The sequence below is a fragment of the Bacteroidota bacterium genome, from assembly GCA_005882315.1.
Classification (GTDB): Bacteria; Bacteroidota; Bacteroidia; order Chitinophagales; family Chitinophagaceae; genus VBAR01.
This window is the reverse complement of sequence record VBAR01000003.1, coordinates 41,622-56,186: the sequence shown is the minus strand read 5'-3', so window position 1 is coordinate 56,186 and position 14,565 is coordinate 41,622. Positions and strand designations below refer to the sequence as shown.

The window sequence follows — 14,565 nt, the reverse complement described above, 5'->3', positions numbered from 1 at the left end:
TATCGGTTTTTAACGTTCAACCGTCACAAGCTCAATATCAAAAATGAGAATAGAATTACCTGGAATAATTACATTACCACTAGGGTCTTTCAACGGCTGGGTGCCATAACCGAGATAAGGAGGAACATAAAGCGTCATTATGCCACCTTCCTTCAATAAAGGAATACCAGATCTCCAACCGGTTATTACCTGATTCAGATTGATGAGTTGAGCAGTTGTCTTTTCATCAAATGGAATGGGATTGGTGGTTGTATAACCTCTATACTTTACGTTTACATACGAGCAACCATCAGGTGATTTGCCAGTACCTGGATTGCTGATATTATAATACATTCCGCTGCAGTGCTTTGTACCAGGGAGGCCATTTGCACCGAGGTACGCACTCACTTCCTGTGATTCTGCAGCAGGCGCCACAAATTCGCAGGGCTTAAACTCACAATCCTTATTCGTCTTAAGACATGAAAACTGGAGGAATACAACGCTAAAAATTAAAAAAACTAAAAGTTTTCGGGTCATTGGAAAAATTTTGCGCAAATATAGGTGTTCTGCCCTATTGACCACCGGCAAGATAAATATGCTGCCCCGATGAATTGTTAAATGTTGTTTTTCTTCTCCCGGGCTTTTAATTCGAGGTACTGCTGCTCATCCATTTCCCACCTGTGACGTACAGAAAATACAACGATAAACGCCACAATAAGCAGCGAAGCAATCAATAAAACAATTATTAATGATGAGTCGAAATTAATTTCCATAACGGCTCTTTTATACCAGCCCGACAGGGAACTTATAAGAATAAGAGCTACCAATAAGGTCCCAAGAGGCAATCCTATAAAAAGCTGTTTAATGACTTTTTTTCTACGTTCACGGTTGTTTTCCCAGTAAACAATAAAGTCCTTTTCCTGTTGTGTAAGCATTTGGTGGCAAAATTAACTTAAGTCAACTAAGCTTGACGGGGCTGATAAAAAATTCTATCTTGAGCCTTAAAATCCAAACTTTGAAATTAGCACAACAATTAGCCGACTACCTGGTTGCCAATAAGAAACTCAGCATTCAGGGTATCGGCAGTTTCTTTCTTGATTCTTCATATAACCCCGATCCGGACAGTAAGTCAAAATCTGATGTTGCGGGAACTATAACCTTTGAAAGCAATACGGCAACAAAAACCGATGACGGGCTTATTGAGTATATATCAAAACATACGGGGAAAATGAAAACGCTGGCTGCTTCTGATCTTGAAAGCCAGCTTGAGATCGTACACCAATTTTTAAATATCGGGAAATCCTATGCATTCGATGGCATTGGTACAGTTTCAAAAAATAAAGAAGGAAACTATTCATTTATACAAGGCATCGCTTTGCCAGAAAGAATTGCTGAACGCAATATGAGCATGGAAACAGGAAGTTCTGCTGATATGCCGGATTTTAAATCAGTGTTTTTAAAAGCACCTAAACAAATAAACTGGCGCAAACCAATGATCGCATTATTCATTTTATTAGGGCTAGGCCTGGTTATACTTGGCGGTTACTACCTGTACAAAAGAACATCGGAGAAAGAAGCAGTAATTGATACAGAAAATACAGAACCTGGAAATGAAAATGGAACAATAGTAATTGACAGTTCTACGATTAAACCAGATACGGCGATTCAGCCAACCACTCAATCACAAACTACTGAAGTCAACTATAAATTTGTTGTTGACCAGTTTCAAGCCATGCGTGCCTTCAAACGGTTCAACCAGCTAAAAGAAAATGGATGGCCGATACAGATGGAAACAAAAGACTCAGTGAATTATAAATTATACGTATTGATGCCTGTAGCTACAACAGATACTGCCAGGGCACTTGACTCTATCACTGCATTAAACGGACGAAGAGTTTTTATTGAACATAAAAATTGATGACCCAGCATAACGCAGATTACTGGATAAAGCACCTGCAACTGCAACCCCATCCTGAAGGCGGGGCTTATGCAAGAATATATACTGCAGATCTGATAATTCCCCGATCATCATTGCCTGAGAATTTTTCCGGCGATAGAAATAGCTGCACACATATTTACTACCTATTGCGACAAAATGATTTCTCGGCGTTTCACCGCATACGATCCGATGAGTTATGGCATTTTTATGATGGTGATACCTTATGCATTTATGAAATAAACAAGCAAGGGGAATTGACAGAACATCGGCTTGGAAAGAATCCCGAAAATGGTGAATCTCCTTTTTGCGTTATTAAATCAGGCAACTGGTTTGCATCAAGATTGAAAACCGGAAGTAGCTATGCATTGGTGGGATGTACTGTTTCGCCGGGTTTTGATTTTGCTGATTTTGAAATGGGTGACAGAGTCAAACTGACCAAACAATATCCGCAACATAAAGAATTGATAGTTTCATTAACGAGGTGATCGAATTGAATACAGCAAGGAAAAGTAAGAAATTCTTTATCTTAACACCGTTACTTTATTGAATCATTCATGGACATTATACAAGGCCTGCAACAAATACTCCCTGAAGAAAGAATTAAGTCGCGGCTTATCGACAGGGTATCCTATGCTTCGGATGCAGGATTCTATTATCTTTTACCAAAAGCAATCGTGCAGCCTGTAAGTGAAGAAGAAATCAGATTGCTTTTTAATTTTTCTCATAATTCTAAAACTCCGCTGGTATTCCGTACGGGTGGCAGCAGTTTATCCGGCCAGTCTATTACAGATGGTATTCTTGTTGACCTGAGCCGGTTCTGGAACAGGATAAAAATTGAAGAAGAAGGAAAGAAAGTAAGAGTGCAGCCGGGTATTACCGGCGCCATGGTAAATGCATACCTGAAAAAATATAAGACCAAGATCGGCCCCGATCCTTCCAGTATCAGCGCTGCTATGATGGGTGGTATACTTTCCAACAATTCAAGTGGTATGTGCTGTGGAGTGAAATACAATTCCTATCATACAGCAAAACATATCCGTTTTATTTTACCTGATGGAAAAATATTTACAACTGAAAAAGAAACTGACTATAAGAATTTTGAAATTGAATGCCCGGAGCTTTTCACTGAATTAAAAAGTCTTCGTAATGAAATAAGGGCAAATCAATCGCTTCATGACAAAATCCGTTTTAAATACAAAACAAAAAACACAGTTGGTTATTCACTGAATGCATTTTTAGACTATGATCATCCTTTTGACATATTTGCTCATCTCCTTATCGGTGCAGAAGGCACACTGGCCTTTATTGCTGAAGCTGTAATGCAAACTATTCCTGATCTGCCATGCAAATCAACTTCGCTTTTATTTTTCCCTGATATTTATTCTGCCTGCAAAGCAATCATTCCCCTAATAAATTCCGGCGCTGAAATGGTGGAATTAATGGACCGTGCATCTTTGCGTGCAGTTGAAAATATGAAAGGCATTGATCCCTTCGTAAAAACTTTGCAGGAAACAGCTGCTGCTTTACTCATCGAATTCCAGGAACAAACAACTGAAAAATTAGAATCAAGAGTCGGTAATTTTCTTCAATATTCAAACCAGCTTTCATTATTAAATAAACCTGAATTCACCAGCGACCCGGAGCAAATAAATTTTTTATGGAAGGTTCGTAAAGGATTGTTTCCTGCCGTAGGAGCAGTACGTGCCAGCGGCACTACAGTTATATTAGAAGATATTGCTTTCCCGCTTGAAACATTAGGAGATGCGATACTTGACTTACAAACCTCTTTCAAAAAATACGAATATGACAATGCTATCATTTTCGGCCACGCAAAAGATGGCAATATTCATTTTGTAGTTACACAGGCTTTTGATACGGCTACAGAGATAGAACGCTATGATCGTTTTATGCGTGAAGTAGTTGAGATAGTAGTAACAAAATATAACGGAACATTAAAAGCCGAACACGGCACCGGCCGGAATATGGCGCCATTTGTAGAAACAGAATGGGGTGGCGATGCTTATAGAATTATGAAACGCATCAAAGCCGCAGCCGACCCTTTTAACCTGCTGAATCCCGGCGTCATAATTAATGAAGACAAAGAAGTACATATAAAAAATCTGAAGCTACTACCGCCTGTTGAAGAAGAAGTAGATAAATGTATCGAGTGTGGCTATTGTGAACATAAATGTCCCAGTCGTGATCTTACACTGACGCCAAGAAGAAGAATTGTTGTACGTCGTGCATTGGTACAATTAAAAAATGCCGGTGAACAAAATGATTACAAAGAACTGCTGAAGCAATACCAGTATGACGGGCTTGATACCTGTGCAGTAGATGGTATGTGTGCAACAGCTTGCCCCGTTGATATTAATACCGGCGACCTTGTTAAACGTCTAAGAAGAGAAAATCATTCTTCATTGTCTAATAGCGTTGCTTTGTTTGTTGCAAAAAATTTTGGACTTGTAGAAAGAACAACAAGGTTTGCATTAAAAGCAGGAACGGGTTTCAATAAGTTTGCCGGTAAGAAGGCGATGTTTCACTTAACAAAAGGAATACGGAAGATCATTCCATCGTTTCCATTATGGACAGAACAATTAGGTTCTCCCCCATCTTTAAAATCCTTAAAAAATAAATTTGCTATTTCGGCAATCAATGATTCGATCGTTTATTTTCCTGGATGTATTTCCCGGCTAATGGGTGTATCTGCCGATGGAAAGAAAAATATTATGGAAACATTTTTAAGTGTTTCTGAAAAAGCTGGTGTGAATGTGATCATTGCTAATAATATCATCGGTACCTGTTGCGGTCAGATATATTCATCCAAAGGATATGGGAAAGCATTTCAATTTACGGCGAACAAAATTATTGATCATCTGTGGAAGATAACTGGCACAGGTAAATATCCGGTAGTGATGGATATCAGTTCTTGTACTTACACATTACAACATCTTCGACCTGTACTTACGCAAGACAATAAAGAACGATTCGATGGCTTACGCATCATAGATAGTATTGATTATTTGCATGATTACATTCTTCCTAAAAATCTATCGGTACAAAAAAAGAAAAGCATTGTATTACACCCGGTTTGTTCATTACAGAAAATGGGTATTGAAAATAAATTTTTAAAGATCGCTTCCTGCTTTTCAGAAAATGTTAGTGTTCCTAAAACAGCAGGCTGTTGCGGTATGGCCGGCGACAGAGGTTTTCTTTTCCCTGAATTGACTGCATCGGCAACCTCAGCCGAGGCAGATGAAGTAAAGAATGCAACATATGAAGGTTATTATTCTTCTACAAAAACCTGTGAAATGGCAATGAGTGAAGCGGTCGGTAAAAACTATGAATCGGTTTTGTATTTGGTAGATGCTACATTAATTTGATTAAAATCTCAATGATCAGGTTTTTTCAGCGAAACTTTTTATTTCAATACTTTTTAAATTTGAGATTGCCGGACCATTGATCACTTTCCCTTCTTTAGTAAATCTAGAACCGTGACAGGGACAATCAAATGTTTTTTCATCTGCATTCCACTGAACAACACAACCAAGATGAGGACAAGTAGCGCTGAATACAAACAACTCGCCCCATTCATCTTTGTAAGCAGCCAGTTTTTTCACCCCAGAAGAAACAATAGCTCCTTCATTGTTTTCTAATTTGTCAATGGATTCAATGTCGCCTTTTGATATCCAATCACTATACTGCCCCGCCATACTTAATGCTTCTCGTATATAATCTCCACCAACTTTTAAAGGGATCCTCGAAGGCTTATAAATTTGTTCCCATGGGTTTTCTTTTCCATTTATAAGATCATTGATAAGGATACCGCCTATAGTTCCATGCGTCATGCCATTTCCGGAATCCCCGGTTATTATGTAGATATTTTCACTGCCTGGATTTTTTCCAATAAATGCAAGTGAATCCAATGGTTCTAACACCTGGCCCGACCAACGGTAAACTATTTCTTTCATTGCGGAAAAACGTTTACTCGTCCATTCAATTAATTTTTTGTATCGTTCTTCTTCCGGAATATCTTCCTTACCTGCTTGCCCTGTTTTATGATCTTCACCACCTGAGATCAGCAAATCATAATTATCGTTGTAAGATTGCAAGCGAACATAATGATAAGGTTGGGATATCCATGTAGAATCCTGGTCGCCTGTATCCCACCATAAAGCAGGCTTAACCATACCTTTGGCAATAATGGCTGCAATAACATATGATCGATATGGAAATTGTTTTGTGTGCATAGTAACAATATCGTTCACAGGCGAATTTGTTGCTACTACTATGTTTAATGCGTTTATTGTCTTCCCATTGGCAATAACAACATTATCTTTTATTCGTTCGGCATGAGTGTTTGTAAAAATTTTTACTCCCATTCTTTCAATAGCTTTTGCAAGTCCATTCAGGTATTTCATAATATGAAATTGTCCTTGCCTGGGAAAATGAATGCAGTGGCCACTTTCAGCTATGCCAGGAATAGATTTTATAAGCTCAGTTTGCAGCCCTGCAGCATGAGTTGCTTCTAACTCTTTTTGTAAAGATTCTTTCTTATCTGTTGGATGAAGAAATAAATATCCATCCAATCGCATAAAATCACAATCAATATTTTCCTTGCGTATCGTTTCTTCGATCCAATCAATTGCTGCACTATGACTTTGTGCAGCAAGCTTTGTTTTTTCTTCTCCAAATATTTTTTGAAGGGTATAATAACGATCATCCAAAGCATTGGTCAAATGAGCCGTCGTTCTGCCGCTTTCACCACTTCCGGGCAAGCCATCTTCGATCACCACAACTTTTCTTCCTGATGAAGCAAGACAATATGCTGTAGTCAAACCAGCTATTCCTGCCCCTATGATCAAAACTTCGGTATCAATATCATTACTTAAAGTTTCAAAAGTTAATTGAGGAACAGCGTCGATCCAATAAGGTTGGTTTTCTCCAGAAGTAATTGTATCTTTTTGTATAGTGGCTTCTTTTTGTAACGTTGGCATAAATAAAGTTTCAGAGGTTCAAATAAATTGTTTAGCTCCTATTCATTGATCGCTTCATAGGATTAATCCTGCGGAACACTCATATTTTTATCTGAAATTTCCGACAAATGGCATACCACTTTATCATTTCCTAATTCCCGAATACAGAATACAAGTCAAGACATTTTTTTAAGATTGCCCCTTTCACTTCTTTTCTTCTTCCCGGCATCACATTTGCAAGTTTTTGGAAAATGTTTCCAATGAAAAAAATAATTGTTGCAACCGTTATCAGTTTTTCGTTACTCATTCTTCAGTCTTGCGATAGTAAGAAAGATGCCAAAGACGATAAAGAAATACCTGTTGGCGATGTACCTGAATCTGTTCAATCAGCATTTAGTGTAAAATATTCCTCAGCTTCGGATATAAGGTGGGAAGATGCCCATGAGGATACAATTGAAACATATAAAGCCAAATTCATACTGAATGGTAAAAAGATGAAGGCAGAATTTGATGAAAAAGGAAACTTGGTTAAAGAGGAAGAAGACGATTAAGGCTGGTAGCTAGCAACTGCTTTGCTCGTCTAATTTTATCTTCGGTATTTTTTATTCTTTCTACATTATCGTAATATGTATAGTAATCCTTGATTGCAAGGGTCAAAAAATACAAAGGCCTGCAAAATAATTTTTTGCAGGCCTTTGCTTTGTTCTTTCGAGGTTCCGAGCGGATTCGAACCGCTGTAGGAGCTTTTGCAGAGCTCAGCCTAGCCACTCGGCCACAGAACCGAATTTATTTCAGGTTGTAAATTGTATATTTAATTTTAAACCCGAAACGCAGCAAATGTATAACATTTGAGGCATAAATTTTAGCTATAAACCCCAAAAAATGAGCAGGATCGCTGAATCGGAACTAATAATTAACAACCGGGGTGCAGTTTATCATCTCGATTTAAGACCGGAGGAAATTGGAGGCACTATTGTCACAGTTGGCGACCCTGACCGGGTAAAAGAAGTAAGTAAATATTTTGATAAGATCGAAGTAAAACAACAGCACAGGGAGTTTATTTCTCATACTGGTATTGTAAATAATAAACGCATTACGGTGCTTTCATCCGGTATTGGTCCGGATAATATTGATATCGTAATGAATGAATTGGATGCGCTGGCCAATATTGATTTTGAAACAAGAACGATCAAGCCGCAGTTAAAAACACTTAATATTATCCGCATCGGTACTTCCGGTTCGCTACAGGCAGATATACCGATTGATAGCTTTGTGGCCTCTACACATGGATTGGGTGTTGACAACCTCCTGAATTTTTACCGTCACGAGCAAAACGAAGAAGACAAACAATTACTACATTCATTTGTTACACATACTCAAATGCACGGGCAAATGAGTTATCCTTATATCAGCAGTGCAGCTTCTTCCCTGCTCAAGCATTTTGTACATGGGTTTCATAATGGCATCACCGTTACCTGTCCCGGTTTTTACGGGCCACAAGGGAGAGTTTTGAGATTAGGTTTACGAAGTCCTGACCTTATTAACCGTTTAACTGAGTTCCGTTTTGGTCAGCATCGAATTACTAATTTTGAAATGGAAACCTCAGCAATATATGGCTTAGGAAAACTACTAGGGCATAATTGTCTTGCCATTAATGCCATTGTAGCCAACAGGGTAAAGAAAGAGTTTTCAAAAGATGGAAAAGCTGCCGTGGAAACCCTGATTAAAAAATTTATTGAGATATTTGCAAGTCAAATTTAAGTAAGGTAAATGGTTAGAAGCAAGTGGCGAGTTGGCTATGAGAATTCATTGTAACCAAACCTTATACATATGTTACAACTATCACACAAAAAACTGGATGTTTATCAGATGTCAGTAAATCTTATAAAAGAAGTATACAAAGCAACCGCTTCATTCCCTAAAGAAGAACAGTATGTACTTATTTCCCAAATCCGACGTTCAGCAATCTCTATTTCAAGTAATATTGCAGAAGGTGCATCACGGATTTCGAAATTAGAAAAGAAAAGATTTTATGAAATATCGAGAAGTTCTCTTGTTGAAATGGATACACAGTTTGAGATAGCCATCGTACTGAATTATTATAAAAAAGGCCAGATAAAAGAACTTGAAGAATATCTTGAATCAGTTTTCAGGATGCTAAGCAAAATGATCGAAAACCTTAACTCTAAACCCAACTAGCCACTCGCTACTAACCACTAGTTATGAAAATAAATTTTCATAAATACCAGGGAACCGGAAATGACTTTGTGATACTGGATAACAGAACAGGTCAATATAAAGACATCAGGCTTGACCAGATACGTCGTATCTGTGACCGTCGTTTTGGAATTGGCGCTGATGGATTAATGATGCTGAATGAAAAACCGGGTTATGATTTTGAAATGAGATACTATAATGCCGATGGAAAAGAAGGAAGCTTGTGTGGCAATGGCGGACGCTGTATGGTAAAATTTGCTTATAACCTGGGCATTCATAAAAGCCTGTATAAATTTATTGCCTATGATGGCGAACATGAAGCCGAGATTGACACAGATGGCATTGTTTCGCTAAAGATGAATGATGTAGAGAATATTAAGAAGTTTCATGGTGATTTTATTTTGAATACAGGTTCACCTCATTATATAAAAATGGTAAACGATGTAATGAATGTAGATGTTTTTAAAAAAGGTCATGAAATACGATATAGTAAGGATTTTGAACTCGAAGGCATTAATGTAAATTTTGTGGAGCAGATGGATGATCCTGATAAAATATTTGTCCGCACTTATGAACGCGGTGTGGAGGATGAAACCCTAAGCTGTGGCACAGGTGTAACGGCTGCTGCACTGGTTTGCTGGCATAATGATAATGGCTTTAATGAAGTGGAAGTAAATACCTCTGGCGGCAAACTAAGTGTTGAGTATGATAAACACAATGACGAAGGCTTCAGCAATATCTGGCTCTGCGGCCCGGCAGAAAAGGTTTTTGAAGGCTCAATAGATATCGAAGAATGAATCTCCCTGAAATAATAACTGCTTCCGAAAAAATATTCCGTGAATTCACAGACTACAGCCGGAATATAACGAATGAAAAGTTTTTCTTTCAGCCAGCAGATAAATGGTCAATAGCACAGAATATAGATCATCTTACTGTTTCTATGAAGCAGACCCGGCTGGCTTATGCTTTACCAAAATTTATTGTGAGACTCTACGTTGGAAAACCCAACCGTCCTTCGCGAAGTTTTGATGAACTGGTAGTGAAGTATAAAAACAAACTGGCTGCCGGTGGAAAAGCCTCAGGTGTTTTTGTACCGAAAATAATAACTGGTATTTCAAAGGAGGAATTGATTGACAAATGGGGAAAAAGTTTGCAGGCATATTTTAATTCTCTCAAAAAAAATTGGAAAGACGAACAGCTTGATAATTATTTAGCCCCTCATCCCCTACTGGGCAAAATCACTTTGAGGGAGCTATGTTACTTCACGATCTATCATACCGAACATCATCTCGATATCATTAAACAAAGAAATCAATGAGCATTACAGTCAGGGTGTATGGCATTTTAATTAATGAACAAAAGCAAGTGCTGGTTAGTGATGAATATATACGTGGCGGTTTTTTTACTAAATTTCCCGGCGGTGGATTGGATTTAGGTGAAGGCACAAGAGATTGTCTGAAACGTGAATTTAAAGAAGAAATTAATTTACTTGTTGAAGTTGGCGACCATATTTATACTACCGATTATTACCAGCCCAGTGCTTTCCGTGAAGGACAGCAGATACTTTCTATTTATTATTATGCAAAGGCATTAGAGCCGATCTCCGTTCCTCTTCGTGATAAGCCATTTGATTTCGATGAAAACCAATTAGCGATTTACGAACGGGAAAATGAAATTGAAACCTTTCGTTTCATTGATTGGAAAGATTTCAATGAAGATGTAGTGACATTACCGATTGATAAGATCGTAGTCAGAATGCTGAAGGGAACAAGAAGTATTTAGTACTTAGAATGAGACACTGCTTTAAATAGCTTACGCCATAGCCGCAGCCTTCATCTCCGCTGCTTTTTCGTGACCAAGATATCTTTCTATCCAACCATGAATAAGATAGATCACAGGTGTAAGCAGGATTGCAACTATGAATTTATAGATGTAGTTAACAATACAAATAGCAAGCAATTGATCGATTGGCCAGGGCTTTCCTTGTCCTGAAACAAGTTTAGGATAAAAATAAAATGCGATCATCAACACAACGAAGCTGTCAACTAATTGTGATACGAGAGTTGAACCAGTTGCACGTAGCCATATCTTTTTTTCGCCAGTCGCTTTTTTTATGCGATGGAAGACCACGACATCCACTACCTGCCCGATCAGGAATGCTGTCATTGATGCAATGATGATTCCAAGTCCTTGCCCGTAAATACCATTGAACGCCTTACTCATGTTTTCTATTCCTGTTTCCTGCTTACTCGTTACCCACCATGCATTGGATGAAGTGTGTATGGCGCCAAATACGATCAAAAAACCAAAGGCTATCAAACAAACTGTCATCCAGCTAAGAAACCTTACTCCTTTTTTACCATAATACTCGTTGATTATATCAGTCATAATAAAAACAACCGGCCATAATAAAACACCACAGGTAAGATTGAATGAATAGGAACCACCAAACAATTTCAGATCGGCTGGATTCCAACCGAGAGTTGTTTCCAATGAAAAAATTTTCACGCCAATAAACTCGGCAATTAATGCATTAGTAATAAAAATACCGGCAAGAATGATAAACAACCGGGTTGGTTTATCCTTTATAATAGTATGGATCATTCAGGTAAAATATATAAGTGAGTAATATAAAAAAGAATAAAAGGTTTGCGATTAACAACCACTTAGGAACAACAGTTCCCGGTTTTTTTCCCACTATCACTAACACCATATAGCAAATCAAACTAATTGGCACCACTAATATTCCGATTACATAGCCAATAATAATTATTGTTGATAGCAGTTCCTGGTTTTGCACTTCTTTAAAGAAAAGCGCAACTAAACTCAGAACAAAAGCAAAACCACAAATAAAAGCCAGTCTTGACAAAAATAATAGCCAGCGCATACCCGAATTTCGTGTAAAATAGCATTATTTTGTCAGCCTTATAACCAAGTAGTATGAAGAATGATTTGTTAAAGAAGTTTTTACCCCATCTTATCGCTATCGCCATCTTTTTAATCGCTGCAATTATCTATTGCAGCCCTGCATTGCAGGGAAAAGTAGTAGCCCAAAATGATATTACACACTGGAAAGGAGCTGTGCAGCAATCTTTCGATTATGAAAAGACACATGGACATGGCCCTCTATGGACAAATAGTTTGTTCAGCGGTATGCCTGCATTCCAGATAGGCGCTGTGCCTTACAATAATGTGGTACCCGGCTATGTGAATACGATCATGACATTGAATTTGCCAAAGCCAATTTCATTTTTCTTTTTGGCCTGCATTTGTTTTTATATTCTTACACAGGTGTTGCGGATAAAACCATGGGTAGGAATAATGGGAGCCTTGGCGTTTGCATATGCTACTTACAATCCTATTATCATCCATGCAGGACACGATACTAAAATGCTTTCAATAGCATATATGCCCGCAGTACTTGCATCAGTGCTTTTGATCTATGATAAAAAATACCTGATTGGCGCTGCACTGACGGCTTTGTTCTCTGCGACCATGATCGCTATGAACCACCTTCAGATCGTTTATTACTTAGTTTTCGCAATTGCTATCATGACCATTGTATTTGCGATCAGGTGGATCCAGCAAAAAGATTTTAAACATTTATTGCTTGCAGCTTCATTTGCTATAGTAGCCGGGGCCATAGGTGTATTGACAAATTCAGTAGGTCTTCTTTCAACCTACGAATACCAGAAGTATACTATCCGCGGCGGCGCATCATATCTTACCGATACCACAACAAAAAAATCAACTACCTCAAAAAATGGCCTGGATGAAGATTATGCATTCGCTTACAGCCTGAAAATGGCAGAGCCACTTGTTATGGTAACACCAAGAATGTTTGGAGGCAGCAGTGGGTTTAGTGAAATAGATCAGGATAAATCAAAAGCCATTGAAGCATTAAGGACAATGCCGCAGGAATTACAAAATCAGTTGCCGGTAACATCTTATTGGGGTGGAATAACAAGTATTGATGGCTCAGTAGGTACCGATGGTCCTGCTTACATGGGTGCTATTGTTTGCTTTCTTGCCATACTTGGTTTTTTTATTACAGATAAAAAATACAAATGGGGAATATTAGCCGCAATTATAATCTCCATTATGCTATCATGGGGTTCTTTCTTCAAAGGATTTAATGATATCGTATTCGACCTCGTACCATTTTATAATAAGTTCAGGGCACCGAGCATGATATTAGTGATCCCTCAATTACTTCTTCCGCTACTGGCCGTATTGGGTATAAATACATTGGTAAATACAGAAAATAAAAAATCATTGTGGCCACAATTGAAAAAAGGATTGATCGCAACCGGTATCCTGTTTGTTGTATTGTTACTACTGTACGTATCATTGGACTACATGAATAGTATGGATAATGAAGTAATGAAACAAGTCCGTAGTTCCGGGCAACAGCAACTGGTGGATACTATAAAATCTTTTTACGATGGATTGAAGGCCGACAGGAAAGGATTATTCATGGGTGATATAATGCGTTCATTTGGTTTCATTGCATTGGCTGCTTTGATTATCTGGTTAATGATCCGTAATACGATTAAACCTCTTGTTGCAACGATCCTGTTGACCGTATTTATTTTTGTTGACCTGATAACGATTGACAGCAAATACCTGAACAAAGAAAAATACCAGGAAAAATCAGATAATGAGCTCGTATTTCAAAAGACTGCTTATGATGATTCTATCAAGGCGGACAAATCGCATTTCCGTGTAATGAATTTTGCACAGGACCGTTTCCAGGAGAGTATCACTTCTTATACGCACAATTCAATAGGCGGTTACCATGCGGCTAAACTGCGTATCTATCAAGATATCATCGAGCGGCAATTGGGTACTGGTAATACGGCCATTTTGAATATGCTTAACGCAAAATATTTTATACAAAAAGAAAACAATCCACAAAGTCTGCAGTACGGGCAAACGGTTGCTATGCAAAGAAATCCAAATGTTCTCGGCCCCTGCTGGCTGGTGAAAACTATTCAGTTTGTAAAAAATGCTGATGAAGAAATGAACGCAATAAGTAAATTCAATCCTGCAGATACAGCGTTTGTGCAGGAGTCTTTCAAGTCATCAATTCCAAATATGCCTGTAGCTGACAGTACTGCCAGTATTACACTGCTTAAAAATGATAATGATGAGATCACTTATTCATTCAATGCAGCAAGCAACCAGTTTGCCGTTTTCAGCGAAGTGTATTATCCCGGAGGATGGAAAGCTTATATTGACAACAAAGAAGCCCCGATCGTAAAAACTGACTATGTTTTACGTGGACTGGCAGTGCCAGCCGGCAAACATGATATCCGTTTTGAGTTTAAACCGGATAGTTATACAAAAGGTAAAAAATACACTACCATATTCCAGTCTTTATTAATTATCCTGTTGCTCGCTGGTATTTTTATGGAGTGGAGAAACCGAAAAGCAAAAGCATAATTATCTTAT

15 protein-coding genes and 1 tRNA gene are annotated in these 14,565 nt (G+C 38.2%); 10 read left to right on the top strand and 6 right to left on the bottom strand.

Annotated features, from left to right (window positions below; all coding sequences use genetic code 11):
• Positions 1-9: 9 nt before the first annotated feature.
• Positions 10-516 (bottom strand): peptidylprolyl isomerase, encoded by a 507-nt coding sequence (locus tag E6H07_13635; protein ID TMI62455.1) that lies wholly within the window; start codon positions 514-516, stop codon positions 10-12.
• Positions 517-593: 77 nt separating this feature from the next.
• A complete protein-coding gene (locus E6H07_13630) occupies positions 594-914 on the bottom strand; it encodes a hypothetical protein (protein TMI62454.1) in 321 nt (106 codons plus the stop codon).
• Between the two features lie 80 nt (positions 915-994).
• Here E6H07_13630 and E6H07_13625 point away from each other — a divergent pair, with 80 nt between their 5' ends.
• From E6H07_13625 to E6H07_13615, 3 genes are all read left to right on the top strand, one after another.
• Positions 995-1,897, top strand: coding sequence for a hypothetical protein (locus E6H07_13625; GenBank protein ID TMI62453.1), 903 nt, complete (start codon positions 995-997; stop codon positions 1,895-1,897).
• Positions 1,897-2,403 (top strand): cupin domain-containing protein, encoded by a 507-nt coding sequence (locus tag E6H07_13620; GenBank protein TMI62452.1) that lies wholly within the window; start codon positions 1,897-1,899, stop codon positions 2,401-2,403. Before E6H07_13625 ends, E6H07_13620 begins: the two co-directional genes overlap by 1 nt.
• A 69-nt stretch (positions 2,404-2,472) precedes the next feature.
• On the top strand, positions 2,473-5,301 hold the full coding sequence (locus tag E6H07_13615) for an FAD-binding oxidoreductase (GenBank protein TMI62451.1): 2,829 nt from the start codon (positions 2,473-2,475) through the stop codon (positions 5,299-5,301).
• A gap of 15 nt (positions 5,302-5,316) precedes the next feature.
• Here the strand turns inward: E6H07_13615 and E6H07_13610 are convergent, their stop codons facing one another.
• Positions 5,317-6,915 carry an FAD-dependent oxidoreductase gene (locus E6H07_13610; GenBank protein TMI62450.1) on the bottom strand — a complete coding sequence of 533 codons (1,599 nt, stop codon included), beginning with the start codon at positions 6,913-6,915 and terminating at the stop codon, positions 5,317-5,319.
• Between the two features lie 239 nt (positions 6,916-7,154).
• Here E6H07_13610 and E6H07_13605 point away from each other — a divergent pair, with 239 nt between their 5' ends.
• Entirely contained in the window at positions 7,155-7,445 is a 291-nt protein-coding gene (locus tag E6H07_13605; protein TMI62449.1) for a hypothetical protein, read from the top strand.
• Positions 7,446-7,602: 157 nt separating this feature from the next.
• On the opposite strand, the gene E6H07_13600 is transcribed toward E6H07_13605, so the two are convergent.
• Positions 7,603-7,676 (bottom strand) — tRNA-Cys (locus E6H07_13600).
• Positions 7,677-7,776: 100 nt separating this feature from the next.
• Here E6H07_13600 and E6H07_13595 point away from each other — a divergent pair.
• The 5 genes from E6H07_13595 to E6H07_13575 all read left to right on the top strand — a co-directional run bounded on the left by E6H07_13595 (position 7,777) and on the right by E6H07_13575 (position 10,893).
• The gene (locus tag E6H07_13595; protein TMI62448.1) at positions 7,777-8,655 is read left to right on the top strand and encodes a phosphorylase; all 879 of its coding nucleotides are present in this window, start codon (positions 7,777-7,779) and stop codon (positions 8,653-8,655) included.
• Positions 8,656-8,724: 69 nt separating this feature from the next.
• Positions 8,725-9,093, top strand: a complete 369-nt coding sequence (locus E6H07_13590) for a four helix bundle protein (protein ID TMI62447.1) — start codon at positions 8,725-8,727, stop codon at positions 9,091-9,093.
• A 23-nt stretch (positions 9,094-9,116) separates the two neighbouring features.
• Positions 9,117-9,908 carry a diaminopimelate epimerase gene (locus E6H07_13585; protein ID TMI62446.1) on the top strand — a complete coding sequence of 264 codons (792 nt, stop codon included), beginning with the start codon at positions 9,117-9,119 and terminating at the stop codon, positions 9,906-9,908.
• Positions 9,905-10,429, top strand: a complete 525-nt coding sequence (locus E6H07_13580; GenBank protein TMI62445.1) for a DinB family protein — start codon at positions 9,905-9,907, stop codon at positions 10,427-10,429. The genes E6H07_13585 and E6H07_13580 overlap by 4 nt, the downstream gene beginning before the upstream one ends.
• On the top strand, positions 10,426-10,893 hold the full coding sequence (locus E6H07_13575) for an NUDIX domain-containing protein (GenBank protein ID TMI62444.1): 468 nt from the start codon (positions 10,426-10,428) through the stop codon (positions 10,891-10,893). The genes E6H07_13580 and E6H07_13575 overlap by 4 nt, the downstream gene beginning before the upstream one ends.
• A gap of 30 nt (positions 10,894-10,923) precedes the next feature.
• Here E6H07_13575 and E6H07_13570 read toward each other — a convergent pair whose 3' ends face one another.
• Together E6H07_13570 and E6H07_13565 are read right to left on the bottom strand one after the other, a co-directional pair.
• Positions 10,924-11,715: a VUT family protein gene (locus E6H07_13570; GenBank protein ID TMI62443.1), complete on the bottom strand. Its 792-nt coding sequence runs from the start codon at positions 11,713-11,715 to the stop codon at positions 10,924-10,926.
• Complete coding sequence (locus tag E6H07_13565; protein ID TMI62442.1) at positions 11,690-11,998, bottom strand: hypothetical protein; 309 nt, start codon at positions 11,996-11,998, stop codon at positions 11,690-11,692. Before E6H07_13565 ends, E6H07_13570 begins: the two co-directional genes overlap by 26 nt.
• A gap of 53 nt (positions 11,999-12,051) precedes the next feature.
• Here E6H07_13565 and E6H07_13560 point away from each other — a divergent pair, with 53 nt between their 5' ends.
• The gene (locus tag E6H07_13560; GenBank protein TMI62441.1) at positions 12,052-14,556 is read left to right on the top strand and encodes a hypothetical protein; all 2,505 of its coding nucleotides are present in this window, start codon (positions 12,052-12,054) and stop codon (positions 14,554-14,556) included.
• Positions 14,557-14,565: the final 9 nt, after the last annotated feature.

Bases quoted from the DNA above. Each gene is read 5' to 3' on its own strand.
- E6H07_13635 (TMI62455.1), bottom strand. From the start codon at position 516: ATGACCCGAAAACTTTTAGTTTTTTTAATTTTTAGCGTTGTATTCCTC.
- E6H07_13630 (TMI62454.1), bottom strand. From the start codon at position 914: ATGCTTACACAACAGGAAAAGGACTTTATTGTTTACTGGGAAAACAAC.
- E6H07_13620 (TMI62452.1), top strand. From the start codon at position 1,897: ATGACCCAGCATAACGCAGATTACTGGATAAAGCACCTGCAACTGCAA.
- E6H07_13615 (TMI62451.1), top strand. From the start codon at position 2,473: ATGGACATTATACAAGGCCTGCAACAAATACTCCCTGAAGAAAGAATT.
- E6H07_13610 (TMI62450.1), bottom strand. From the start codon at position 6,915: ATGCCAACGTTACAAAAAGAAGCCACTATACAAAAAGATACAATTACT.
- E6H07_13605 (TMI62449.1), top strand. From the start codon at position 7,155: ATGAAAAAAATAATTGTTGCAACCGTTATCAGTTTTTCGTTACTCATT.
- E6H07_13595 (TMI62448.1), top strand. From the start codon at position 7,777: ATGAGCAGGATCGCTGAATCGGAACTAATAATTAACAACCGGGGTGCA.
- E6H07_13590 (TMI62447.1), top strand. From the start codon at position 8,725: ATGTTACAACTATCACACAAAAAACTGGATGTTTATCAGATGTCAGTA.
- E6H07_13585 (TMI62446.1), top strand. From the start codon at position 9,117: ATGAAAATAAATTTTCATAAATACCAGGGAACCGGAAATGACTTTGTG.
- E6H07_13580 (TMI62445.1), top strand. From the start codon at position 9,905: ATGAATCTCCCTGAAATAATAACTGCTTCCGAAAAAATATTCCGTGAA.
- E6H07_13575 (TMI62444.1), top strand. From the start codon at position 10,426: ATGAGCATTACAGTCAGGGTGTATGGCATTTTAATTAATGAACAAAAG.
- E6H07_13570 (TMI62443.1), bottom strand. From the start codon at position 11,715: ATGATCCATACTATTATAAAGGATAAACCAACCCGGTTGTTTATCATT.
- E6H07_13565 (TMI62442.1), bottom strand. From the start codon at position 11,998: ATGCGCTGGCTATTATTTTTGTCAAGACTGGCTTTTATTTGTGGTTTT.
- E6H07_13560 (TMI62441.1), top strand. From the start codon at position 12,052: ATGAAGAATGATTTGTTAAAGAAGTTTTTACCCCATCTTATCGCTATC.